23 protein-coding genes and 1 tRNA gene are annotated in these 24,150 nt (G+C 68.2%); 13 read left to right on the top strand and 11 right to left on the bottom strand.

What is annotated here, in order from left to right:
- Positions 1 to 3: 3 nt before the first annotated feature.
- The 6 genes from ASF43_RS12255 to ASF43_RS12230 form a co-directional block, all read right to left on the bottom strand.
- The gene (locus ASF43_RS12255) at positions 4 to 528 is read right to left on the bottom strand and encodes a biliverdin-producing heme oxygenase (RefSeq protein ID WP_056181094.1); all 525 of its coding nucleotides are present in this window, start codon (positions 526 to 528) and stop codon (positions 4 to 6) included.
- Between the two features lie 157 nt (positions 529 to 685).
- Entirely contained in the window at positions 686 to 1,531 is an 846-nt protein-coding gene (gene queF, locus ASF43_RS12250) for an NADPH-dependent 7-cyano-7-deazaguanine reductase QueF (RefSeq protein ID WP_056181091.1), read from the bottom strand.
- The gene (locus ASF43_RS12245; protein WP_056181087.1) at positions 1,528 to 2,391 is read right to left on the bottom strand and encodes a 2OG-Fe(II) oxygenase; all 864 of its coding nucleotides are present in this window, start codon (positions 2,389 to 2,391) and stop codon (positions 1,528 to 1,530) included. Before ASF43_RS12245 ends, queF begins: the two co-directional genes overlap by 4 nt.
- A gap of 17 nt (positions 2,392 to 2,408) precedes the next feature.
- Positions 2,409 to 3,182, bottom strand: coding sequence for a peroxide stress protein YaaA (yaaA, locus tag ASF43_RS12240; RefSeq protein ID WP_056181084.1), 774 nt, complete (start codon positions 3,180 to 3,182; stop codon positions 2,409 to 2,411).
- 83 nt (positions 3,183 to 3,265) lie between these two features.
- Positions 3,266 to 4,501, bottom strand: a complete 1,236-nt coding sequence (locus ASF43_RS12235; protein ID WP_056181081.1) for a PEP-CTERM sorting domain-containing protein — start codon at positions 4,499 to 4,501, stop codon at positions 3,266 to 3,268.
- 240 nt (positions 4,502 to 4,741) lie between these two features.
- Positions 4,742 to 5,608: an amidohydrolase family protein gene (locus tag ASF43_RS12230; RefSeq protein WP_056181079.1), complete on the bottom strand. Its 867-nt coding sequence runs from the start codon at positions 5,606 to 5,608 to the stop codon at positions 4,742 to 4,744.
- Between the two features lie 102 nt (positions 5,609 to 5,710).
- Here ASF43_RS12230 and ASF43_RS12225 point away from each other — a divergent pair, with 102 nt between their 5' ends.
- From ASF43_RS12225 to galU, 9 genes are all read left to right on the top strand, one after another.
- On the top strand, positions 5,711 to 6,484 hold the full coding sequence (locus tag ASF43_RS12225; protein WP_056181075.1) for a crotonase/enoyl-CoA hydratase family protein: 774 nt from the start codon (positions 5,711 to 5,713) through the stop codon (positions 6,482 to 6,484).
- Between the two features lie 26 nt (positions 6,485 to 6,510).
- Entirely contained in the window at positions 6,511 to 8,367 is a 1,857-nt protein-coding gene (locus ASF43_RS12220) for a feruloyl-CoA synthase (RefSeq protein WP_056181073.1), read from the top strand.
- A gap of 11 nt (positions 8,368 to 8,378) precedes the next feature.
- Positions 8,379 to 9,143 (top strand): SDR family NAD(P)-dependent oxidoreductase, encoded by a 765-nt coding sequence (locus tag ASF43_RS12215; RefSeq protein WP_056181070.1) that lies wholly within the window; start codon positions 8,379 to 8,381, stop codon positions 9,141 to 9,143.
- A 26-nt stretch (positions 9,144 to 9,169) separates the two neighbouring features.
- Positions 9,170 to 10,159, top strand: a complete 990-nt coding sequence (locus ASF43_RS12210) for a tripartite tricarboxylate transporter substrate-binding protein (protein WP_056181067.1) — start codon at positions 9,170 to 9,172, stop codon at positions 10,157 to 10,159.
- Between the two features lie 25 nt (positions 10,160 to 10,184).
- On the top strand, positions 10,185 to 11,888 hold the full coding sequence (locus ASF43_RS12205) for a tannase/feruloyl esterase family alpha/beta hydrolase (RefSeq protein WP_056181065.1): 1,704 nt from the start codon (positions 10,185 to 10,187) through the stop codon (positions 11,886 to 11,888).
- A gap of 12 nt (positions 11,889 to 11,900) precedes the next feature.
- A complete protein-coding gene (locus ASF43_RS12200; RefSeq protein WP_056181062.1) occupies positions 11,901 to 13,607 on the top strand; it encodes an acyl-CoA dehydrogenase family protein in 1,707 nt (568 codons plus the stop codon).
- Between the two features lie 16 nt (positions 13,608 to 13,623).
- Positions 13,624 to 14,130 (top strand): MarR family winged helix-turn-helix transcriptional regulator, encoded by a 507-nt coding sequence (locus ASF43_RS12195; protein ID WP_056181059.1) that lies wholly within the window; start codon positions 13,624 to 13,626, stop codon positions 14,128 to 14,130.
- Positions 14,131 to 14,255: 125 nt separating this feature from the next.
- Complete coding sequence (locus tag ASF43_RS12190; protein WP_056181057.1) at positions 14,256 to 17,135, top strand: valine--tRNA ligase; 2,880 nt, start codon at positions 14,256 to 14,258, stop codon at positions 17,133 to 17,135.
- A gap of 106 nt (positions 17,136 to 17,241) precedes the next feature.
- The gene (gene galU / locus ASF43_RS12185; RefSeq protein WP_056181053.1) at positions 17,242 to 18,144 is read left to right on the top strand and encodes a UTP--glucose-1-phosphate uridylyltransferase GalU; all 903 of its coding nucleotides are present in this window, start codon (positions 17,242 to 17,244) and stop codon (positions 18,142 to 18,144) included.
- Positions 18,145 to 18,210: 66 nt separating this feature from the next.
- On the opposite strand, the gene ASF43_RS12180 is transcribed toward galU, so the two are convergent.
- From ASF43_RS12180 to cysM, 3 genes are read right to left on the bottom strand one after another with little or no spacing between them, the layout of a single operon-like run.
- Positions 18,211 to 18,438, bottom strand: a complete 228-nt coding sequence (locus ASF43_RS12180; protein WP_056181051.1) for a sulfurtransferase TusA family protein — start codon at positions 18,436 to 18,438, stop codon at positions 18,211 to 18,213.
- Between the two features lie 36 nt (positions 18,439 to 18,474).
- Positions 18,475 to 18,996, bottom strand: coding sequence for an NUDIX domain-containing protein (locus tag ASF43_RS12175; RefSeq protein ID WP_056181048.1), 522 nt, complete (start codon positions 18,994 to 18,996; stop codon positions 18,475 to 18,477).
- On the bottom strand, positions 18,993 to 19,895 hold the full coding sequence (gene cysM / locus ASF43_RS12170) for a cysteine synthase CysM (RefSeq protein WP_056181046.1): 903 nt from the start codon (positions 19,893 to 19,895) through the stop codon (positions 18,993 to 18,995). Before cysM ends, ASF43_RS12175 begins: the two co-directional genes overlap by 4 nt.
- A gap of 41 nt (positions 19,896 to 19,936) precedes the next feature.
- On the opposite strand from cysM, the gene ASF43_RS12165 reads away from it, so the two are divergent.
- Both ASF43_RS12165 and ASF43_RS12160 read left to right on the top strand, forming a co-directional pair.
- A tRNA-Leu gene (locus tag ASF43_RS12165) sits at positions 19,937 to 20,021 on the top strand.
- 157 nt (positions 20,022 to 20,178) lie between these two features.
- Entirely contained in the window at positions 20,179 to 20,487 is a 309-nt protein-coding gene (locus ASF43_RS12160) for a hypothetical protein (RefSeq protein ID WP_056183332.1), read from the top strand.
- 5 nt (positions 20,488 to 20,492) lie between these two features.
- Here ASF43_RS12160 and nhaR read toward each other — a convergent pair whose 3' ends face one another.
- Positions 20,493 to 21,389, bottom strand: a complete 897-nt coding sequence (gene nhaR, locus ASF43_RS12155) for a transcriptional activator NhaR (RefSeq protein WP_056181044.1) — start codon at positions 21,387 to 21,389, stop codon at positions 20,493 to 20,495.
- Positions 21,390 to 21,541: 152 nt separating this feature from the next.
- On the opposite strand from nhaR, the gene ASF43_RS12150 reads away from it, so the two are divergent.
- Positions 21,542 to 22,075 carry an Rrf2 family transcriptional regulator gene (locus tag ASF43_RS12150; protein WP_056181042.1) on the top strand — a complete coding sequence of 178 codons (534 nt, stop codon included), beginning with the start codon at positions 21,542 to 21,544 and terminating at the stop codon, positions 22,073 to 22,075.
- A gap of 114 nt (positions 22,076 to 22,189) precedes the next feature.
- The gene (locus ASF43_RS12145) at positions 22,190 to 23,227 is read left to right on the top strand and encodes a S1C family serine protease (protein ID WP_235578236.1); all 1,038 of its coding nucleotides are present in this window, start codon (positions 22,190 to 22,192) and stop codon (positions 23,225 to 23,227) included.
- Positions 23,228 to 23,230: 3 nt separating this feature from the next.
- On the opposite strand, the gene ASF43_RS12140 is transcribed toward ASF43_RS12145, so the two are convergent.
- Entirely contained in the window at positions 23,231 to 24,145 is a 915-nt protein-coding gene (locus tag ASF43_RS12140) for an NAD-dependent epimerase/dehydratase family protein (RefSeq protein WP_056181039.1), read from the bottom strand.
- Positions 24,146 to 24,150: the final 5 nt, after the last annotated feature.

Genomic DNA, 24,150 nt, shown 5'->3' with positions numbered 1-24,150 from the left:
CGCTCACGCCAGCAGCCCCGCGCGGCGCATGCGCGCCAGCAGGTCCTCGAAAGCCCAGCAGGCGCCGCGGCAGGCGGCGGCGATTTCGGCGGGCTGCGTCAGCCGCGCGCGCAGTGCTTTCAGGAAGGCGCCCCAATGCGCGCCGGTCGCCTCGCCACGGCCTTGCAGATAGCGCAGGCCGTGGTCCACGCCGGACTGGCGCAACCGGCGCAGCAACACCTGGCCACCGAGTTGCGAGCCCTCGACCACATAGGCCACGCCCAGCGCGAAGGCCGGGTCGTCGGCCGGCGCCGCGGCGGTTACGGGCGCAGCCACTGCGCCGGCCTGGGCTAGGTCGGCATCCAGCGCCTGCAGGTAGCCCTGGCCCCAGCCGGTGGGCTGCAGCAACGGCGCCAATGCCAGCAGCCAGCCGCGCAGCACGCGCAAATGGGACAGGTAGTCGGCAACGCCCGCATCGGGGCGTGCCAGCGGCAGCTGGCTGTCGAGCAGGTGGTGCAGGGATCGGGTGGCGTCACGCAAGGCGTGCACCGGGTCTCGGCCTTCTTGGGCTTCGGAGGCGGGATGAGGCAAGGAACGTATCACCGATCTGCGGATGGTTGACAAGGGCGAAGGATGTTAGCCACCCCGCACCGCGCCGCCAACATCATTTGATGTAGGCCGGCGCCGGCGCCGTGTACCGTGTGCGCTATTGGCGCGCCGTGCGTACATTCGCCGGCACCGCGCCCGGGTGGCTGGTGCGCCAAGGGTTGATGTCCAGCCCGCCGCGCCGCGTGTAACGCGCGTAGACCGTCAGCTTGACCGGGCGGCAGCGGCGCCAGATGTCCATGAACATGCGTTCGACGCACTGCTCGTGGAACTCGTTGTGGTTGCGGAACGAAACGATGTAGCGCAACAGGCCGGCCTGGTCGATCTGCGGGCCGCTGTAGCTTACCTGGACCGCGCCCCAATCGGGCTGGCCGGTGACCAGGCAGTTGCTCTTGAGCAAATTGGAGGTCAGCACTTCGGTGACTGGCGCCTCGTCGAACGCCGCCGTGAGCAGCTCGGGCGCGGGCTGGTAGTGCGTGCATTCCAGGTCCAGCCGGTCCAGGCTCAGGCCGTCGAGCTCGTGCACGGGCTCGCGGTCGAACAACTCCGGGCCGAGCACGCGCACGCCGATGGTGGCCGGCTGGTCGCTGCCGCGCCATACAGCCTCGGACAGGTCGGTGCGCAGGTGCGCACGCACGGCGTCCACCGACTCGAACGGCGTGTTGGAAAAGCTGCCCAGGTACAGCTTGAGCGATTTGCTCTCGATGATGTTGGGCGTCTCGCAGGGCACGGTGAAATGCGCCAGCGCCACCTGGGGCTTGCCGCGCGTGTTGAGCCAGCTCAGCTCATACGCCGTCCACAGGTCGGCCCCGAAGAAGGGGCTGGCGCCCTGGATGCCCAGCTCGGCGCGCTTGTCGGCGCGCGGGATCGGGAACAGCAGCGAGGCGTCGTACCGGTCGGCGTAGGCCGAGGCCTTGCCCAGGGGGGATTGGTCAGGGGATGTCATGCGAATTCACGTTCACGCAGCCATTTGGTGGCGATCCATTTTTCGCCCTGCAGCACGGGCGCGCCGCCATGCAGCGTGCGCGTGCTCGGGTGTGGCCGCTCGTAGCTGAAGAACACGGCGTTGCCGCGCTTGGGCGCCACTTCGAGCTGGATGTCGGGGAACACCGTGGCGCCGCCCTGCTCGGGCTCGCCCAGGTACATCACAAGCGTGCCGACACGCTGGCCGCCGCGGCGCAGGATGGTGGGCGTGCCGGGCTCGCCGGGGTCGAAATAGTCGTAGTGCGGCTTGTATTCGGTGCCGGGGCCGTAGTGCAGGATCTGCAGGCCTTCGCCGTTTTCCAGCGGCCAGCGCAGCAGGCGGGCGATGCGGTCCTCGATGCGCGCGATCAAGGGCGTTTCGGCGCGCTGGAAGAACATGCCATCGCTGGTGCGGTCCACGTTGATCTCTTCGCCGCCGGTCTTGGTGGCCACGGTGCGCGAGCGCGCCATGCGCGGGCGGGCCTCTTCGATCAACGCTTCGCACTCTTCGTCGCTGAGCAGGTTGCCGAACACCACGACACGCGGCTCGCGCTGCATGCTCAGCACATGCACGCGGCGGTCGCCGGCATCCAGGTACAGCGGGGCATCGGCCAGGTCGGGCTCGGGCACGGGCACGGCCGGCGGCAGGCTGGCGGCCTTGGCGGCTTGCTCCAGGTGGTCGCGCAGGCTGGTTTCCATGGCCTCGATGGCCACGTCCTCGTCCCAGCCCGCATCGCGCATGGATTGGAGCACCACGTCGGCCGCGTGGCCGGCTTGCGCCTGCTCGACAATCCACTGCCGCAGCTGCGGCGTGATGCTTTGCGACGATGTGTTGGCGGCCATGGTGCTCCTTTCTGAGATCAGTCCGCGCGGCGCCGGAACACCAGGCGATCCGGCGCCGAGGCCTTGGCGTCGAAGGCGTAGCCGTCCACGTTGAAACCCTTCAACCCGGCCGGCGTCTTGATGCGGTGCTCGATCGCATAGCGGGCCATCAGGCCGCGCGCGCGCTTGGCGAAGAAACTGATGATCTTGTACTGCCCGTTCTTGTAGTCCTCGAACTGGCATTCGACCACCCGCGCGCGCAAGGCCTGGCGGTCCACCGACTTGAAATACTCCTGCGAGGCCAGGTTCACGACGACGGGCGTCTTGCTGCCGGCCAGTTCGCCGTTCAGGTATTCGGCGATGCGGCTGCCCCAGAACTGGTACAGGTTGGCGCCCTGCGCGTTGGCCAGCGCCGTGCCCATCTCCAGCCGGTAGGGCTGCATGCGGTCCAGCGGGCGCAGCACGCCGTACAGGCCCGACAGGATGCGCAGGTGGCGCTGGGCCCAGCGCAGATCGTCCAGTGGCAGGCTGCGCGCGTCCAGCCCGCCGTAGACATCACCGTCGAAGGCCAGCGCGGCCTGGCGCGAATTGCGCGCCGTCATGCGCGGGCTGTAGGCCTGGTAGCGCGCCACGTTCAGCGCAGCCAGGCTGTCGGACAGGTCCATGAGTTCGGCAATCTGCTGAGGCGTCTTGCCCTTGAGCACAGCGATCAGCTCGGCCGCCTGCTCGGGGAACAGCGGCTTGGTGTGGGGCACGGGCCCCAGCGGGGTGTCGTAGTCGAGGGATTTGGCAGGTGAAATCAGGAACAGCATGGGGCGGGTGAAGTGCGGCGCAAATTATGTTGCAGGCCGCATGGCCACCGCCCACCCAGGCCTTTGCGGCCAGCCACTCGCCGTCAGGCGCGAGAAGAGCGGCGTCGCCGCAGCGCCAGCCCGGCGGCAGCGGCGGTGAACCACAGCGCCAGCACCGAGGGCTCGGGCACTTGCTGCGGGTCGAAGCCCAGCGTGAGGCTGGCCACACGCTGCAGCAGCACGGCTTCGGGTACGGCGATGCCCAGGTCGCGCGCCGCGATTTCGGCGGCGCCCAGGCTGGCCGGGTCCAGGCCGGTCAGCGTGCCGAACAACGTCAGTGCGCTGAGGTAGGAGCCGAACTTGCTGGCGTGCGTGCCGTCGTCCCACCACAGGTCCACCAGGCCATCGGTCACGGCGTCGGGCGCATAGTGGTTGGCCGTGGCCACGCCCATCGCCAGGGCCAGCATGAAGGCCTCACCGACCGGTGCCACGTCGACAACGCCGCCGCTGCCGTCGGCACCGGCGTCCGCCGCGGCCTTGGCATAGGCATCGCGCAGGTCCTCGGTCATGGCCTGCAGCGAGCCGTAGAACGACGTGGCGGGCGTGGTCGTGAAGCTCACCTCGCCCGTGACAGGGTCGGTCACTGTGGTGAACGGCGCATTCACGAGGTTCGGGCGTGCCCAGGTCTGGTAGAGGTAGACCTGCGTATCGGCGCTGGCGTTCGGGTTGGCCTCGATGTTGCGCAGCAGCCCGCAGGTGCCGGCGGACGCGCCGGTGATGCGCGCGCATTCGGCATTGGTGCCGCCGATCAGCTCGCGCTCGCGGTACGACAACGCGTTGCCCTGGTGCAGGTAGTTCTCGATGACATTCACGTAGGCGTTGAAGTACGCGGGGTTGGACGCCAGGCCCGTCTGTTTGGGCAGTGCCTCGTCGCTCTGCTCCTGCAGCACGACTTTGCTCCAGGTCTGGCTCGCGATGTTGCCGCGCAGGTTCCAGTCGGCCGGGTTGCTGTTGAGGAAATGACCGCGCAGCGAGGCGGCGTTGCGCGTAGACAGCGCCACCTGGTAGTCCAGGCCCGCCTGCGTCGTGAACTGTTTGAAGATGCCGGCCACGCCGCCCCAGGGGTGGGGCTCGAAGCTGTTGCTGCCGGTGGGGTTGGCCGCTGCCATCGGCGCCGTGAGGTCGCGCACATTGGCAGCGTTGTAGCTCATGACCGGGTCGACGCGGCCGAAGGTGTAGCTGTTGCCGACGAACAGCACGCTGACGGGATCGGCCTGGGCCGCTGCGGCGCAGGCGAGCAGCGCGGGCAGCGCCAGGGCGCGCAGGAGGGGGCGGGGCATGGATGTCTCCGGGAAATCGTTGGAGCGCGGATGCTAGGGCGCCCTCTCCCGCAGATCAAATATCTGAAACAACGGGTCTGCATATGTCTTGCATATGCAGAGCCGGCCTCAGCGCGGCACGATCACCAAGGCCTCGGAACTGCGGTGGTGGCCGTCGTCGCGGCCTGCTTGTGGTCGCCGCGTTGCCGCCCTGCAGCGCCGGCGGACGTCAACCCTGTCGCGCGGCCAGATGAAGCGGCTTCATGCACCCAGGCCCAGCAGGCGCATTGCATTGCCCTTGAGGATGCCCGGCATCACCTCGGGCTTGAAGCCGGCCTCTTCCGAATCCTTAAGCCAGCGGTCCGGCGAGATCAGCGGCCAGTCGCTGGCGAACAGCACGCGGTCCTTCAGCATCGTGTTGGCGTATTGGATGAGCTGCTTGGGAAAGTACTTGGGGCTCCAGCCCGACAGGTCAATCCACACGTTGGGCTTGTGCGTGGCCACCGACAGCGCCTCGTCCTGCCACGGGAAGCTGGGGTGGGCCATGACGATCTGCATGTCGGGGAAATCGATCGCCACGTCGTCCAAGTGCATGGGGTTGCTGTACTCCAGCCGCAGCCCGCCGCCGCAGCGCATGCCCGAGCCGATGCCGCTGTGCCCGGTGTGGAAGATGGCGGGCAGCTTGCGTTCGGCGATCACCTCGTAGATGGGCCAGGCCATCTTGTCGTAGGGGTGGAAGCCCTGCACGGTGGGGTGGAACTTGAAGCCCTTCACGCCGTGCTCCTCCACCAGCCGGCGCGCCTCGCGCGCGCCCATCCTGCCCTTGTGCGGGTCGATGCTGGCGAAGGCGATCATGATGTCCGGGTTCTGCTGCGCGGCCTCGGCGATCTCTTCGTTGGGGATGCGGCGGCGGCCCAGTTGCGACTCGGCGTCCACGCCGAACATCACGAAGCCGATCTTGCGCTCGCGGTAGTAGTCGATGCTCTCCTGGATGGTGGGCCGGCGGCTGGAGCGGAAGTACTTGTCGGCGGCGCGGTCGTATTCCTCGCCGTAGTTGTCGAACGGGTTCCAGCAGCTGATTTCGGCGTGCGTGTGGGTGTCGATGGCGATCAGGTTGGTGCAGTCCACTCAGGTCTCCTCTCAGGGTAAGTACGGGGTTTTGGAGGCGCTCAGAGCGCTTGATTTGGTTATTTTTCATAACCATAATCGATCCAACCCAAGGACGCAATCATGACCCACCCCGACCTCACTTTCGAAACCCAGGGCGACATCGCCATCGTTCGACTGGAACGCGCGGCCAAGCGCAATGCCTTGAACGACGCGCTGATCCTGGCGCTGCGCGACACCTTCCAGAACCTGCCCGAGAGCGTGCGCGCGGTCGTCATCGACGGCGCCGGCCCGCACTTCTGCGCCGGGCTCGACCTGTCGGAATTGAAGGAGCGCAACGCCGGCCAGGGCGTGATGCATTCGCGCATGTGGCACCAGGCGCTGGAATGCGTGCAGCACGGCCCGGTGCCCGTGGTCGCGGCGCTGCACGGCGCGGTCGTCGGCGGCGGGCTGGAGCTGGCCAGCGCGGCCCACATCCGCGTGGCGGACAGCACCACCTTCTACGCCTTGCCCGAAGGCACGCGCGGCATCTTCGTGGGCGGCGGCGGCTCGGTGCGCATCCCCAAGCTGATCGGCGTGGCGCGCATGACCGACATGATGATGACCGGCCGCGTCTACAACGCCGAAGACGGCGAGCGCGCCGGCTTCGCGCAGTACCTGGTGGCCGAAGGCACGGCGTTCGACAAGGCGGTGGAGCTGGCCAAGCGCATCGCCACCAACGCCCCGCTGACCAACTACGCGCTCATGCACGCGCTGCCGCGCATCGCCGAGCAGCCGGCCGACCACGGCTTCTTCACCGAGGCGCTGATGGCGGGCATCGTGCAGGACGCCCCCGACGCCAAGGAGCGCGTGCGCGCCTTCCTCGAAGGCAAGGCGCCCAAGGTCAGCAAGAACTGACCCCCGGCGACCACCAGGAGAACGACATGACGGAGACAACACCCAAGTACCGACCGCTGGCTTTCGGCATCACGCGCGGCGTGCTGCGCGAGGGCGAAGGCGGCGTGGCCTACCTCAGCGCCGAGACGCCGCTGCCGCCCTACGCCCACCGCATGACGGACCGCCTGGTGCACTGGGCCGAAGTGGCGCCCGACCGCACGTTCATCGCCCAGCGCGCGCGCAACGCCGATGGCAGCCGCGGCGACTGGGTGCACATGACGTACCGCGAGATGCTGGCCAAGGCGCGCGCCATCGCGCAGGCGCTGCTCACGCGCGGCCTGTCGCCCGAGCGGCCGGTCGCGATCCTGGCCGAGAACGGCATCGACCACGCGCTCATTGCCTTCGGCGCGCTGCTGGCCGGCGTGCCGCACTGCCCCGTCTCCACGCCTTACGCGCTGGTGAGCAAGGACTACGAGAAGCTGCGCCACGTGATGGCCACGCTGACGCCGGGCCTGGTGTTCGCCGCCGACGCACGCTATGCCAAGGCGATCGCCGCCGTGGTGCCGGCCGACACCGAGGTCGTGCTCGGCGAGGGCCGGCTGCAAGACCGCGCCAGCACCACGCTGGCCGAGCTGCTGGCCACCGAAGTGACGCCGGCCGTGGACGCCGCCATGGCCAACATCCACCCCGGCACGATCACCAAGTTCCTCTTCACCTCGGGCTCCACCAAGAACCCCAAGGCCGTCATCAACACGCACCGCATGTGGTGCGCGAACCAGCAACAGCTGCGCAGCTCCATCCCCGCGCTGGGCGAGGAGCCGCCGGTGCTGGTCGACTGGCTGCCCTGGAACCACACCTTCGGCGGCAACCACAACGTGGGGATCGTGCTGGACAACGGCGGCACGCTGTACATCGACGACGGCAAGCCCACGCCTTCCGGCATCGCCGAGACGCTGCGCAACCTGCGCGAGATCGCACCCACGGTCTACTTCAACGTGCCGACCGGCTTCGAATACATCGCCGACGCGATGGAGACCGACGCGGTGCTGCGCAAGAACCTGCTGTCGCGCGCACGCATGTTCTTCTACGCCGGCGCGGCGCTGCCGCAGGCCGTGTGGGACAAGCTGCACACCATCCAGGAGGCCGAGATCGGCGAGCGCCTGGTGATGGGCACGGGCCTGGGCATGACCGAGTCCGGCCCGTTCGGCCTGTACATCACGCGGCCCGAGGTGGCCACCGGCGACCTGGGGCTGCCCACCGCCGGCATGGAGATCAAGCTCGTGCCCACCGATGGCAAGACCGAGATCCGCTACCGCGGCCCCAACGTCACGCCGGGCTACTGGCGCCTGCCGGACGTGACGCACGAGTCCTTCGACGAAGAGGGCTTCTTCATGACCGGCGACGCGGTGGACTGGATCGACCCGCAGAACATCCATCTGGGCCTGCGATTCGACGGCCGCATTGCCGAAGACTTCAAGCTGGCCACAGGCACCTTCGTCAGCGTGGGGCCGATGCGCGCCAGGATCACCGCCTACGGGGCGCCTTATGTGCAGGACGCGGTGCTGACCGGCATCAACCTCAAGGAGGTCGGCGCGCTGATCTTCTGCACGCAGGCCGTGCGCGAACTGGCGCGGCTGCCGGCCGATGCGCCGTGGCAGCAGGTGCTGGAAAGCCCGGCCGTGCAGGGGCACTTCCAGCGCGTGCTGAACAAGCTCGCGACCGACTCCACCGGCAGCGCCAACCGCATCGCGCGCGCGGTGCTCGTGGCCGAGCCCCCGTCCATCGACAAGGGCGAAGTCACCGACAAGGGCTCGATCAACCAGCGCGCCGTGCTGAAGCACCGCGACGCGGCCGTGCAGGCGCTGCACGCAGACACGCTGCCCTTCACCCTCAAGCCGCAATAAAGGAGACCGTCATGCAAATCGAAGGAACGTCAGCACTCGTCACGGGCGGCGCATCGGGCCTGGGCGAGGCCGTCGCACGCGAACTGGCGCGCCTGGGCGCCAGGGTCGCGGTGCTGGACCGCAACAGCGAGCTGGCGCAAAAAGTCGCGGCCGACATCGGCGGCACGGCGCACGCCTGCGACATCGCCGACACCGCGAGCGTGGAGGCTGCGCTCGACGCTGCCGCTGCCGCCCACGGCCCGGCCCGCATCCTCATGAACGTGGCCGGCATCGGTGGTGCCAAGCGCATCGTCGGCAAGGACGGCCGCGCCGCGCCGCTGGAAGACTTCGCCAAGGTCATCGGCGTGAACCTGATCGGCACCTACAACATCAGCCGCCTGTTCGCCGCGCGCTGCGCCAAGCTCGAAGCGCTGGAGGACGGCGCGCGTGGCGTGATGATGTTCACCGCCTCGGTGGCGGCCTACGACGGCCAGGTGGGCCAGCAGGCTTACAGCGCGTCCAAGGGCGGGCTGGTCGGCATGACGCTGCCGATGGCGCGCGACCTGGCGCAGCACGGCATCCGGGTGTGCACGGTGGCGCCCGGCATCTTCGCCACGCCGCTGTTGCTGGAGCTGCCCGAGCCGGTGCAGCAGTCGCTGGCCGCGTCCATCCCCTTCCCGTCGCGGTTGGGCAAGCCCTCGGAGTTCGCCGAGCTGGCCTGCCACATCGTGACCAACAACCACCTGAACGGCGAAGTCATCCGGCTGGATGGCGCGCTGCGCATGGCCCCGCGCTGAACCACCCACCCCGAGGAGACAACCGCATGCAACACCGTCGTCATTTCATCCAGGCCCTGGGCAGCGCTGCTGCGCTCGGCGCCCTCTCGCCGCTCAGCGTGCTCGCGCAGGCGCTGGACCAGGTCAAGGTCATGTACGGCTTCCCGGCCGGCAGCGCGGGCGACAGCGTGGCCCGCCGCGTGGCCGAGAAGCTGGGCGGCACGCCCTACAGCAAGAACCCAGGCTATGTGGAGAACAAGCCCGGCGCCGGCGGCCGCATCGCGGTGGAGTCGCTCAAAGTCGCCGTGGCCGACGGCTCGGTGCTGACGCTGGCGCCGGTGTCGGCCCTGGCCGTCTACCCCTACATCTACCCCAAGCTCACATACAAGCAGGAGGATGTGACCCCGGTCTCCATCGGCGCCATCATGTTCCACGGCCTGGCGGTCGGCCCTGCCGTGCCGGCCGAGGTCAAGACGCTGAAGGACTTTCTGGCCTGGGCCAAGGCGAACCCGAACCAGGCCAGCTACGGCTCGCCGGGCGCCGGCTCCATGCCCCACCTGCTGGGCGCGCTGCTCGGCATCCGCGCCGGCGTAGACCTCAAGCACGTGCCCTACCGCGGCACCGTGCCCAGCATCACCGACCTGGTCGGCGGCCAGATCGCCGCGGCCATGAACCCCAGCGGCGACTACCTGCAATACATGAAGACCGGCCGTGTGCGCGTGCTGGCCACCTCGGGCAAGAAGCGCTCGCCGTTCCTGCCCGACGTGCCCACCTTCACCGAGCTGGGCTACCCGGATGTGACCTCGGAGGAATGGTTCGGCTTCTACGCGCCGGCCAAGACGCCGCCCGCCACACTGGCCGCCGCCAACGCCGCCATCAACGCGGCGCTGAAAGACAAGACCGTCATCGATGCACTGGCCATCGTCGGCCTGGTGGCACACGGCAGCACGGCGCAGGAAATGGTGGCCGACCAGAAGGCCGAGTACGAGCGCTGGGGGCCGCTGGTCAAGCAGATCGGCTTCACCGCAGAGTCCTGATTCGTTCAACCGGAGGAGACACACCATGGCAAAGAACACCCCCACGCTGATCCTGGCCGCATTGGCCCCTGCCCTGCTGCTGGGCGCCTGCGGCGGCTCGGACGACGACCTGCCGCAGCTGGCCGAGGCCAAGCCGGCCACGTTGCAGGCCTGCGCCGATCTCGTGAGCCGCCTGGCGCTGGCCAACACGCAGATCACCGCCACCACCGTGGTGCCGGCCGGCACGCTCACGGTGGCCGGCCAGGCCGTGCCCGAGCATTGCCGCGTGACCGGCCGCATGTTCGAGCGCGTGAGCGCCGTCGACGGCCAGACCTACGCCATCGGATTCGAGATGCGGCTGCCGAACAACTGGAACGGCCGCTTCTTCCACCAGGTCAACGGCGGTACGGACGGCAACATCGGCACCGCCTCGGGCGGCAAGGGCGGCGGCGGCGCGCTGAGCAACGGCCTGCGCGACGGCTTCGCCGTGCTGAGCTCGGACGCCGGCCACAGCGGCGCGCAGAACCCGCTGTTCGGCCTGGACCCGCAGGCCCGGCTGGACTACGGCTACCAGGCCGTGGGCAAGCTCACACCCATGGCCAAGTCGCTGATCCAGACTGCCTACGGCAAGCAGCCCGACCGCTCGTACCTGGTGGGTTGCTCCAATGGCGGGCGCCACGCCATGGTGGGCGCGTCGCGCTATGCCGACCAGTACGACGGCATCCTGGCCGGCAACCCCGGCTTCAACCTGCCCAAGGCGGCCGTGGCCCAGCTCTACGGTGCGCAGCAGTTGAACAGCGTGGCCAGCGACCCGGCGGACATCGCCACCTCCTTCACGCCCGCGGAACGTGCACTGGTGGCGGCCAAGGTGCTGGAGAAATGCGACGCGCTGGATGGCGCCACCGACGGGCTGGTGCAGGACATCAAGGCCTGCCAGAGCGCCTTCTCGCTGGAGCGCGACGTGCCGAGCTGCACCGGCGCGCGCGACGGCAGCTGCATCAGCACGGCGCAAAAGACGGCTCTGTCCAACATCTTCCGCGGCGCACGCAACAGCGCCGGCACCGCGCTGTATGCCAGCTTCCCGTGGGACGCCGGCATCACCTCGGCCAACTGGGCGAGCTGGAAGTTCCAGTCCTCCATCGGCGCCGCGCGCGACCCGGTGGCCGTGGGCTTCATCTTCCAGGTGCCGCCCGCGCCGACCAGCATCCTGACGGACACCAAGGCCTTCGCGCTGGCGTTCAACATGGACACGGACGCGCCCAAGATCGCCGCGACCAACGCGACCTACACCGAGTCGTCGCTGAGCTTCATGACGCCGCCGAACCCGACCAACCTGTCGGCCCTGAAGGACCGCGGCGCCAAGATGATGGTCTACCACGGCACGTCCGACGGCGTGTTCTCCTCCGACGACACGGCGGCCTGGTACGACGGCCTGCGCAACGCCAACGGCGGTAACGCCGCCAACTTTGCGCGGCTCTACCTGGTGCCCGGCATGAACCACTGCAGCGCCGGCCCGGCCACCGACCAGTTCGACATGGTCACGGCTTTGGTCGACTGGGTCGAAAAGGGCGTGGCGCCCGACCGCGTGATCGCCAACGCGCGCGGCGCCGGCAATGCCGGTGGCGTGAACGCCGACGTGCCCGCCGCCTGGTCGCCCACCCGCACCCGCCCGCTGTGCCCCTACCCGCAGGTCGCGCGCTACAACGGCACCGGCGACATCGAAAGCGCCGCCAGTTTCAGCTGCAAGTAACGACACACCGCCATGGACTACCGCCCCCGCCCCGACGACATCCGCTTCCTGCTCGGCGTGCTGGGCGCGGGCGACCAGCTGCGCACACTGCCTGCCTTCGCCGAGGTCGACGACGCGTTGGCAGGCCAGGTGCTGGACGAGGCCGGCAAGTTCGTGGCCGACGTGATCGCGCCGTTGAACCGCAGCGGCGACGAGATCGGCTGCAGCTTCGAGGCCGGCACCGTCACCACGCCGCCGGGCTTCCGCGATGCCTACCAAGCCTTCCAGCAGGCCGGCTGGCCCGCGCTGTCGGCCGACCAGGCCCATGGCGGCCAGGGCCTGCCAGCCGTGCTGGAGGCCGTGCTGTACGAATGGCTGTCGGCCGCGAACCAGGGCTTCACGATGGCGCCTGGCCTGCTGCATGGCGCCTACGACTGCTTGAAGCACCACGGCAGCCCGGAGCTCAAGGCCGCGTATCTGCACGAGATCGCCACCGGCCAATGGCTGGCCACCATGTGCCTGACCGAGGCCCACGCCGGCAGCGACCTGGGCCTGGTGCGCACGCGCGCCGTGCCGCAGGCCGATGGCTCGCTGCGCGTGAGCGGCAGCAAGATCTTCATCTCCGGCGGCGAGCACGACCTGACGGACAACATCGTGCACCTGGTGCTGTGCCGGCTGCCCGATGCGCCGCCCGGGCCCAAGGGCCTTTCGTTGGCGCTGGTGCCCAAGCAGCTGCCGAACGGCCAGCGCAACGCCGCGTTCTGCGACCGCATCGAGGACAAGATGGGCCTGCACGCCAGCCCCACCTGCGCGATGCGCTTCGAGGATGCCCAGGGCTGGCTGGTCGGCGAGCCCGGGCGTGGCCTCCATGCGATGTTCGTGATGATGAATTCAGCGCGGCTGCACGTGGCGCTGCAGGGCATCGGCCTGCTGGACGCAGCCTGGCAAAAGGCCGATGCGTATGCCGCCGAGCGCCGCCAGATGAAGGCACCCGGCCACACCGGCGCCGAGCCCAGCCTGATCGCCGAGCACCCTGCCATCGCACGCATCCTCGCCACCCAACGCGCCTGGATCGATGGCGCGCGGCTGCTGGCCTACCGCACGGGCCTGATGCTGGACGTGGCGCGCCATGACGCCAACCCCAAGGCCCGCGCCAGCGCGCAACGCTGGTGCGCCCTCGTGACGCCCGTCCTCAAGGCCGCCTGCACGCAGCAGGGCTTCGACGGCGCCAGCGCCTGCCTGCAGGTGTTCGGTGGTCACGGCTACGTGCGCGAGTGGGGCATCGAGCAGAACCTGCGCGACGTGCGCGTGGCCATGGTCTACGAGGGCACGAACGAGATCCAGGCCATCGACCTCCTGGTGCGCAAGGTGCTGCCCGACGGTGGCGCCGACTTCAGCGCCATGCTGGTGGAGCTGCGCAGTGAACTCGACGCCTCGCGCGACCACGATGCCGACGCCCAGCGCCGGCTGGCGCAGCTGCGCTACCTGGCCACCGGCGTGGCGCTGGCCGCCAAGGCGCAGCCCGCTTTGGCCTATGAGGTGGCCGACGATTTCCTGCGCGTGACCGCGCTGGCGCTGCTGGCCTGGTCCTGGGCCCGCATCGAGGCCAAGGCGCCTGACGGTGCCCGCTGGGCGCAACCGGCCGCCGCCTTGCGCCGCTGGGTGCTGCCCGAGTTCGACATGCGCCTGGCCATGGTCAAACGCGCCAGCGAAGCCGTGGCCTTGGCCGGTGCCGCCTGAACGACAACAATCGGGCATGGCCCGAGCATCCAAGAACACAACAACGCCCTCTCCCGCCACGCCCGGCCCCGAGCAGCTGGACACCAGCGTGCTCGAGGCCCTGGTCGGCTACAACGCCCGGCGCGCCTCGATTGCCATCGGCGCCGAGTTCTTCGAGCGCATGGCGCCCTATGGCCTGAAGCAGGCCGACTTCTCGGTGCTGGCCCTGCTGGCGCACAACCCCGGCGCCACCTCGCGCCAGCTGTGCGCCACGCTGGACATCCTGCCGCCCAACTTTGTGAGCCTGATCGCCGCGCTCGATCGCCGCGGCCTGATCGAGCGCCGCCCGCACCCGCGCGACGGCCGCGCCGTGGGCCTGCACCTCACCGACGCCGGGCATGCACTGGCGCAGGAGACCGAGAAGATCGTGGTGGAGATGGAGAGCGAGCTGGCCGGCCGGCTGACCGAACGCGAGCGCACCACGCTGCAGCGGCTGCTGCAGAAGTTCTATCTGGGCAAGGGCGAGAAGCGCGAGACGCGCTGATCCGCTGCCCCTGGGCCACCCGCTCCACCCAGGGCGCCGTACCGCACGGACCGCCTAAAATCGCCCGCTTCGCGTTCTCGCCCCGCAGCGCCGCCACCGGCGCCGCCTTCCGTCTGGATTCCCCCATGAGCGACACCCCCCTGCAACCCGGCCTGGCCGAACTGTCCAAATCCTTCGAACCCGCCGCCATCGAGGCCTACTGGGGCCCCGAGTGGGAGCGCCGCGGCCTGGGCGCCGCAGGCGTCCGCGGGACGGGCCAGCCCGATGCGGCAGCCCCCTCGTTCGCCATCCAGCTGCCGCCGCCCAACGTCACGGGCACGCTGCACATGGGCCACGCGTTCAACCAGACCATCATGGACGCGCTCACGCGCTACCACCGCATGCGCGGGTTCAACACGGCCTGGGTGCCGGGCACCGACCACGCCGGCATCGCCACGCAAATCGTGGTGGAGCGCCAGCTGCAGGACCACAAGCTCAGCCGCCACGACCTGGGCCGCAAGAACTTCGTCGCCAAGGTGTGGGAGTGGAAGCAGCAGTCGGGCAACACCATCACCACGCAAATGCGCCGCATGGGCGACAGCGTGGACTGGAGTCGCGAGTACTTCACCATGGACGACAAACTGTCCAAGGTGGTGACCGACACCTTCGTGAAGCTGTACGAGCAAGGCCTCATCTACCGCGGCAAGCGCCTGGTCAACTGGGACCCGAAGCTGCAATCCGCCGTGTCCGACCTGGAGGTCGAGAGCGAAGAGAAAGACGGCTCGCTGTGGCACATCGCCTACCCGCTGACCGACGGCTCGGGCAGCCTGACGGTGGCCACCACGCGCCCGGAGACCATGCTCGGCGACGTGGCCGTGATGGTGCACCCCGAGGACGAGCGCTACCAGCACCTGATCGGCAAGACCGTCACGCTGCCGCTGGTGGGCCGCGAGATCCCGGTGATCGCCGACGACTACGTGGACAAGGCCTTCGGCACCGGCGTGGTGAAGGTCACGCCCGCGCATGACGTGAACGACTACGCCGTGGGCCAGCGCCACAAGCTGCCCATGATCTGCGTGCTGACGCTGCAGGCCACCATCAACGACGAGGCGCCCGAGAAGTACCGCGGCCTGAACCGCTTCGTGGCGCGCAAGGCCATCGTGGCCGACCTGGAAGCCATCGGCGCCATGGTCGAGATCAAGAAGCACAAGCTGACCGTGCCGGTCTGCACGCGCACCGGCGAGGTGGTCGAGCCCATGCTGACGGACCAATGGTTCGTCGCCATGACCAAGGTGTCCGATCAAGACCCGACCGGCAAGAGCATCGCCACCAAAGCCATCGACGCCGTGAAGAGCGGCGAGGTGCGCTTCGTGCCCGAGAACTGGGTCAACACGTATGACCAGTGGATGAACAACATCCAGGACTGGTGCATCAGCCGTCAGCTCTGGTGGGGCCACCAGATTCCGGCCTGGTACGACGAGGACGGCAACGTGATCGTGGCGCGCAGCGAAGCCAATGCACAGGCCAAGGCGCCCGGCAAGCTGCTCCGCCGCGACGAGGACGTGCTGGACACCTGGTACTCGTCCGCGCTGGTCCCCTTCTCGACCATGGGCTGGCCCGAACAGACCGACGCGCCCACCGACGACTACAACCTCTACCTGCCCTCCACCGTGCTGGTGACGGGCTACGACATCATCTTCTTCTGGGTGGCCCGGATGATCATGATGACGACGCACTTCACGGGCCGCGTGCCGTTCAGGCATGTCTACATCCACGGCCTGGTGCGCGACGCGCAGGGCAAGAAGATGAGCAAGTCCGAAGGCAACGTGCTGGACCCGGTGGACCTGATCGATGGCATCGCCCTGCCCCCGCTGCTCGACAAGCGCACCACCGGCCTGCGCAAGCCCGAGACCGCGCCCCAGGTGCGCAAGAACACCGAGAAGGAATTCCCCGAAGGCATCCCGGCCTACGGCGCCGACGCACTGCGCTTCACCTTCGCGGCGCTGGCCTCGCTGGGCCGCAGCATCAACTTTGACAGCAAGCGCTGCGAGGGCTACCGCAACTTCTGCAACAAGCTCTGGAACGCCACGCGCTTCGTGCTCATGCATTGCGAGGGCCAGGACTGCGGCCTCAAGGAACACACCAAGGAACAGTGCCAGCCTGGCGGCGAGTTCCACGGCTACATGCGCTTTTCCCAGGCGGACCGCTGGATCAGCTCGGCCCTGCAGAAGGTGGAAGCCGACATCGCCAAGGGCTTTGCCGAGTACCGGCTGGACAACGTGGCGAACGCGCTCTACGACTTCGTCTGGAACGAGTTCTGCGACTGGTACCTGGAGATCGCCAAGGTGCAGATCCAGACCGGCAGCGAGGCCGAGCAGCGCGCCACGCGCCGCACGCTGATCCGCACGCTGGAGGCCATCCTGCGGCTGGCGCACCCCATCATCCCCTTCATCACCGAGGCGCTGTGGCAGAAGGTCGCGCCCGTGGCTGGCTTGCCCGGCGCGTCCGTGAGCGTGGCCAAGTACCCAGAAGCCCAGCCCAGCAAGATCGACGAGGGGGCCATCGCCCATGTCGCCAAGCTCAAGTCGCTGGTCGATAGCTGCCGCAACCTGCGCGGCGAGATGAACGTGTCGCCGGCCACGCGGCTGCCGCTGTATGTGCTGGGCGATGCCGACTTCATGCGCGCTGCGGCGCCCGTGCTGCAGGCCTTGGCCAAGCTCAGCGAGGTCAAGGTGTTCGACGATGAGACGGCTTGGCAGGCCGCGGCCCAGGCGGCACCGGTGGCCGTGGTGGGTGAGGCCCGCATGGCGCTGTACGTGGAGATCGACGTGGCGGCCGAGAAGCTGCGTCTGGGCAAGGAAGTCGCACGGCTGCAGGGCGAGATCGCGAAAGCCAACGGCAAACTGGGCAACGAGGCCTTCGTTGCCAAGGCACCGCCGGCCGTCATCGACCAGGAACGCAAGCGCGTCGCGGACTACACGGCCACGTTACAAAGGCTTCACGACCAGCTTGTACGATTGGGCTGACAGCCCCAGAGCGGGATCGATGGCACACGTTTTGCAACAACTCTGCCAGACTGCCGCCTTTCCCCCAAAGCACCCCTTTTTTGATTGAAGAGAGAGTCCCAGACCCATGTCCAGCTACCAGAAGACCGTTAGAAAAGCCGTGTTCCCCGTTGCCGGCCTCGGCACGCGTTTCCTCCCCGCCACGAAGGCGCAGCCCAAGGAAATGCTGCCGGTGGTGGACAAGCCGCTGATCCAGTACGCCGTCGAAGAGGCGTATGCAGCGGGTATCCGGCAGATGATTTTCGTGACGGGGCGTAACAAGCGCGCGATCGAAGACCACTTCGACACGGCCTACGAACTGGAGAGCGAACTGGAAACCGCCGGCAAGAAAGAGCTGCTGGACCTGGTGCGGTCCGTGTCGCCGGACGACATGTTCTGCTCGTTCGTGCGCCAGCCGCGTTCGCTGGGCCTGGGCCACGCCGTGCTGTGTGCCGAGCACCTGGTCGGCGACGAGCCGTTCGGCGTGCTGCTGGCCGACGACTTGATGATCGGCCCCAAGGGCGGCAAGCCCGTGCTGGCGCAGATGACAGATGCCTTCAGCCGCCTGGGCACCTCGATGATCGCCGTGCAGGAAGTGCCGCTGGAGCAGGTGCGCCGCTACGGCATCGTTGCCGGTGAAGTGGTCAAGGACATCGAGGACGGCCGGCTCACGCGCGTGAACCATATGGTGGAAAAGCCCGCGCCCGAAGCCGCGCCATCGCGCATGGGCGTGGCTGGCCGCTACATCCTGACGCCGGCCGTGTTCGGCCACATCCGCAATCAGCCGCGCGGCGCCGGTGGCGAGATCCAGCTGACCGATGGCATCGCCGGCCTGCTGAACACCGAAATCGTCCACGCCTACCAGTACGAAGGCAAGCGCTTCGACTGCGGCAGCAAGCACGGTTTTCTGGAAGCGACCGTGGAGCTTGCGTTGCAGCACCCCGAAGTCAGCAAGGGCTTCCGCGAGTACCTGTCGACGCTGAAGATCTGAGCGCGCAGCGCCAGAGACACGAAAGCCGGGGTGACCCGGCTTTTTTCATTCTGGGCGCCGCCTCGTTCAGCGTCGGCGCAGTACGTGGATGAATTCCGCGCCTGCGGTCTGCTGCTCCACGAGCTCGTTGCCCGTCTGCTTGGCGAAGGCCTGGAAGTCGCGCACCGAGCCGGCATCGGTGGCCACCACCTTGAGCAACTGGCCGCTTTGCAATTCGCCCAGGGCCTTCTTGGCCTTCAGGATGGGCAGCGGGCAGTTCAGGCCGCGGGTGTCGATTTCTTTGTGGATGTCCATGGTGTTCCTTGCAGGTCGCGCGATTCTAGGTTTCGCTCAGCGGCTCAGATATTGGGGGGTGTGCCCACGCGAACGCAGCCAGTCGGCCATGGCCTGACCGGTGCCACCCGGCCAGCAGCGCACATCTTCGGGCGCATACAGCCGGTAGTCCACGAGCTCGGGCGACAGGCGCACCTCGCCTTGGGCCTGGGCGTGGTAGGCGATGATGACCTGGTTCATGCGCTGGAAGTCGTAGACGCCGATCAGGTTCAGCGCCGTCACGTCGAGTGCCGTCTCCTCCTTGATCTCGCGCGCGATGCCCTCCTGCGGCGTCTCGCCGGCCTCCATGAAGCCGGTGATCAGCGCGTACATCTTGCCGGGCCAGGCGGCGTTGCGCGCCAGCAGAATCTGGCCGCCGTATTCGATGACCGCGGCCAGCACGGGCGTGGGATTGTTCCAGTGCGTGTAGTTGCAGGCAGGGCAGCGCAGGCGCTCGGTCTCGCCGCTGTCTTCGAGCCGGCTGATCCAGGCCAGCGGAGTCGCGCAATGCGGGCAGAACTTGAAGTCTGGCGCGCTCATGCAGGGAACACGCCCGTGGAGAGATAGCGATCGCCCCGGTCGCAGACCACGAAGACGATTGTCGCGTTCTTCTCGCGTTGCGCGACCTGCTGCGCGACCCAGCAGGCACCGGCGGCGGAGATGCCCGCGAAGATGCCCTCTTCGCGCGCCAGGCGGCGGCACATTTCCTCGGCATCGTCCTGGCCGACGGACACGGTCTCGTCGACCATCGAGGCGTCGTAGATGCGGGGCATGTATTCCTGCGGCCACTTGCGGATGCCGGGGATGCGCGAGCCCTCGCTGGGCTGGGCGCCGATGACGCGGATGGCCGGGTTCTTCTCCTTCAGGAAGCGCGAGACGCCGGTGATGGTGCCGGTCGTGCCCATGGCGCTCACGAAATGGGTGATGCGCCCCTTGGTGTCGGCCCACAGTTCCGGCCCCGTGGTCTCGTAGTGGACGCGCGGGTTGTCGGCATTGGCGAACTGGTCGAGCACGCGCCCCTTGCCGTCACGCTGCATTTGCTCGGCCAGGTCGCGCGCGTATTCCATGCCGCCGCTCTTGGGCGTCAGCAGCAGTTCTGCGCCGAAGGCCTTCATGGTCTGGGCCCGTTCGATCGACAGATCCTCCGGCATGATCAGCAGCATGCGGTAACCCTTGATCGCCGCCGCCATGGCCAGCGCAATACCGGTGTTGCCCGATGTGGCCTCGATCAGCGTGTCGCCCGGCTTGATTTCCCCGCGCTCCTCGGCACGCCGGATCATGGAGACGGCAGGCCGGTCCTTCACCGAGCCCGCGGGGTTGTTGCCCTCCAGTTTGCCCAGCAGTACATTGCCGCGCGCCTGGTTGTCGGCGGCACCGATCCGCTGCAACGCCACGAGCGGCGTACGTCCGATGGCGTCTTCTATCGTTGGGTATTGCATGGGCTTGACTGTGCCATAATTTCCGGCTCGCTTTGCGCGCCGCCCGGGTGGTGAAATTGGTAGACGCAGGGGACTCAAAATCCCCCACCGAAAGGTGTGCCGGTTCGATTCCGGCCCCGGGCACCAGATACGACGCCGACAGTTCTTGACAGCTGTCGGCGTTTTTGTTTTGGGATGCAGCGCGGCATTGCGGACGCATGCCTACGCACAGGGTCATGCGTTTCCTACAGGCGCGAGGCGCGAGCCTTTTAACCTCTTGGCAGCCATGATCCAGGAGAGTGCCATGCCACGCGGCGACAAGTCCTCGTACACCGACAAGCAAAAACGCCAGGCCGAACATATCGAGCGCGGCTATGAAGCGCGCGGTCTCTCGAGCGAAGAAGCCGAGCGCCGCGCATGGGCGACCGTGAACAAGGAGACCGGCGGCGGCAAGAAGAGCGGATCGGGCCGCGGTCATCCCGTCGACAAGTCGCCGGCCCGCAAGGGTGGCGAGGCCGGCGGCAGTGCATCGGCTGCGCGGTCGGCCGAAGAGCGCTCGGCATCGGCCAAAAAGGCTGCTGCCACGCGCAAGCGCAACGCGGCGCGACAGTGACAAGTTCAAGCGTGGAACAGCTTGGAGCGCGCGACGCGCGTGATGGCCGCCACGCTCGGGTGACTGATCCGGCGCTCCACCGAAATCGCGAAGAACTCTTCGACCAATTCATCGCTGCGGCCCAGCACTTCGACGCCGTATTGGGCGGCGATCTGCGCCTCCAGCACCGAGGGCGACATGAACACGCCACGCCCCTCCCGGCCGAACGCGTTCATGAGCGCCGTGTCGTCGAATTCGCCCACGATGCGCGGGCGCAACCGGTGCCGCACCAGCCAGGGGTCCAGCTGGCGCCGCACGGACGACGTCGAGCCCTGCACCAGAAGCGGCGCGCCATCCAGGCACTGCGGAAATGCGCCCTCCAGCCGGCCGCGCAGCGCCGTGGAGCAAAAGAAGGTCATCGGGCTGCGGCCCAGCGAATGGTTGAACGCGCGCACGCTGACCTTGCTGGACACGCGCTCGTCGGCGATCACCAGGTCCAGGCGGTGCAAGGCCAGTTGCGCCAGCAGCTCGTCGTGCTTGCCTTCGTGGCAGATCATGCGCACCGGCTCCGGGCCGTCCAGCGCCGGCTCCAGCAGCTGGTAGACCACCGACTTGGCCACCGAATCGGCCACGCCGACACGGAAGTCCAGCGTGCGCCGCTCGCCGCGCTTGTGGCGCACCGCCGTCTCCAGTGCCGCGCCCAAAGCGAAGATTTCCTCGGCGTAGTCGAGCGCGACACGACCTTGCTCGGTCAGCTCCAGCCGGCGGCCGACCTTGCGAAACAACTTGTGGCCGATCCAGTCCTCGAACAGCTTGATCTGGCCCGACAAGGTCTGCGGCGTGGTGTGCAACTGCTCGCCAGCGCGCATGACGCCACCGGCTTTCGCCACGACCCAGAAATACCGCAAATGCTTGAAATTCATGGAACCTCCAGCCGCCAGCTGGGTCAACCGATCTGTAAGTTCCATCGCTTTTATCGAAGTATTTTTGTCTTAAATACGAATATACGCGAAGTGTCATCGCGTTTAGAGTCAGCCTCTGTTTCCAGAATTTCACTACCAAGAAGGAGCCCACCATGCGACTGACTACCAAGAGCCGTTTCGCTGTGAACGCCATGATCGATGTCGCATTGCGGGAACATCTGGGACCAGTGACGCTGTCCGCCATCGGCGCGCGGCAAAAGATTTCTCTGTCGTACCTGGAGCAGATGTTCAGCCGGCTGCGCCGCTGTGGTCTGGTCGAGAGCGCACGTGGCCCGGGCGGCGGCTACACGCTGGCGCGCAAAGCCAGTGCCGTGAGCGTGGCGGACATCATCCTGGCCGTGGACGACCAGGCCGCCCAGGATGCCCAGGGCGTGCACCAGGTCGGCCTGGACGAAGACCAGAAGATGGCCAGCGAACTGTGGGACAGCCTGAGCGCCTGCATGCTGGACTACATGCAGGGCATTTCGCTGCGTCAGCTGGCCGATGAGCAGCGCGCCAAGGGCGTCTCGATCGAGGCCGGCCCCAGCCGCCGCCGCGCGGCGGTGCAGCCCAAGGCGCGTCCGTCGGTGGTCAGCGCACCGAACTCCGTGTTCGCCTACGGCAAGTACCTGCAGCTCAAGAGCTGACGATCCGCGGTGCCGCACGGCATCGCTTTCGACCAGGGCCCTGGCACTTGCAGGGCCTTTCTTTCGGGCGCATTCTTTGCGTACGTCTGCTCCTCCAACCATCGGGAGTCCATCGTGCGCAACATCACAGCCTTCTCACGCTCGCTCCTGATCGGGGCATGGGCGCTCGCCGTCGGCATCGCCTGGGCGGCCACTCCCGCACCGCCACCGGCGCAGCAGACCATCGACGCGCTGAGCCGCGCCAACGCGGCCGTCGTCGGCATTCAGGTCAACGCGTCCGCGGACGGCAGCTCCGTCGAGACCTTGGGCCGGCAGCGCCAGGGCTCGGGCGTGGTGATCGGCCCGGACGGCTTGATCCTGACCATCGGCTACCTGATGCTGGAGGCCGAGAACATCCAGGTCGTGACGCAGGACGGGCGCACGCTGCCGGCCAAGGCGGTGGCCTATGACCTGGCCACGGGCTTCGGCCTGCTGCAGCCGCTGCTGCCCTTGCGTGGCGTCGCCGCCGTCCCCCTGGGCAACTACCGCGACATCGAGCCCGGTACCGTGTTGATGACCGCCACCGGCGCAGCCGGCGGCACCGAGGCCGACGTCGCCATGACCCAGCTCGTGAGCAAGCGCGCGTTCTCGGGGTATTGGGAGTACTTCATCGACGCCGCGCTCTTCACGAGCCCGCCCATTGCCAACCATTCCGGCGCGCCGCTGTTCAACCAGAAGGGCGAACTGGTGGGCATCGGCAGCCTGTTCGTCATGGACGCCATGGGGGAGAACCGCCAGCTGCCGGGCAACATGTTCGTGCCGATCGACCTGCTCAAGCCCATCCTTGCAGAACTGCAGCGCACGGGCAGCACGTCGCTGAGCCGCCGCCCGTGGCTGGGCTTGAACTCGGCCGAGCAATCCGGCCGTGTGCAGGTGGTGCGCGTGAGCAAGCAGAGCCCGGCGCTGGCCGCCGGGCTGCAGGCCGGCGATGTGGTGCTGGCCGTGGACGGCACCAAGGTCACAACGCTGGAAGGCTTCTACAAGAAGCTCTGGGACCGCGCCGACCCGACCGCCGAAGTGCAGCTGACCGTGCTGCAGGGCGCCGAAATCAAGGCCATCACCGTCAAGCCCGTCGACCGCATGAGCACCATGCGCAAGCCCGCGGGGATTTGAGCTTCAGGGCGCCAGGCCCTCGCGCACCGTGGGATGGCGCAGCGCCAGCCGCAGCTCGCGCTTCATGCGACCGTTGTCCAGCCGACGCGACTCCGACATAAAGCTCAGCACGCCCAGCGGCAGCTGGCCCCGCGCCGCATCGCGCGCCACGCGCGGGGGCCGCGCCAGGCCGTACAAGTCGGCGGCCAGGTCGAAGTAGTCGCCCATCTTGAGCACCGTGTCGTCGCTGACATTGACCGCGCGCTGGGCCTTGCCGCGCCACAGTGCGGCGATGCAGGCCCTGGCCAGGTCGTTGGCGTGGATGTGGTTGGTGTAGACGTCGTCTGGCGCCGCCAGCACGGGCGTGCCGCGCAGCAGGCGTTCGCGTGGCGTGCCGCCTTCGCGATCGGGCGCGTAGATGCCCGGAATGCGCAGCACGCTGGCCCGCACGCCGCCGGCGCGGCCCAGGAAACGCACGGCCGCCTCGGCATCGACGCGGCGGTGCGCGCGCTCGGTGCACGGCGCGGGCAGCCGCGTCTCGGCGACCAGCTCACCGCTGCAATCGCCATAGACGCCGCTGGTCGAGCCATAGACCAGCGCCAGGGGACGTGTGCGCCGGCGCAGGGCCTGGACCAGCGCGCGCGTGCGCGGGTCGTCGCGGCCCTCGCCGGGCGGTGGCGCCAGGTGCAGCACGCGGTCGGCCAGGCCGGCCAGGCGGCGCAGCGAGGCCGGGTGGTCCAGGTTGCCGAGCAGCGGCACCATGCCCTGCGCGCGCAGGCTCGTGCGCCGATCTGCCGACGAGGACAGCGCCAGCACGCGCACATGCGCTGGCAGCCGGGCAGCCACCCGCTGGCCGACGTCGCCACAGCCCACGATCAGCAGGCGGGCACGGCGGAACCGCGCAGGCAGCGCGCCGAGAGGTGATTGGTTTGAAGGCAAAATCC

This window comes from Pseudorhodoferax sp. Leaf267 (genome assembly GCF_001422405.1).
GTDB lineage: Bacteria > Pseudomonadota > Gammaproteobacteria > Burkholderiales > Burkholderiaceae_C > Pseudorhodoferax.
The sequence above is the reverse complement of the archived record's forward strand: the minus strand, read 5'-3'. Positions and strand labels throughout refer to the sequence as shown.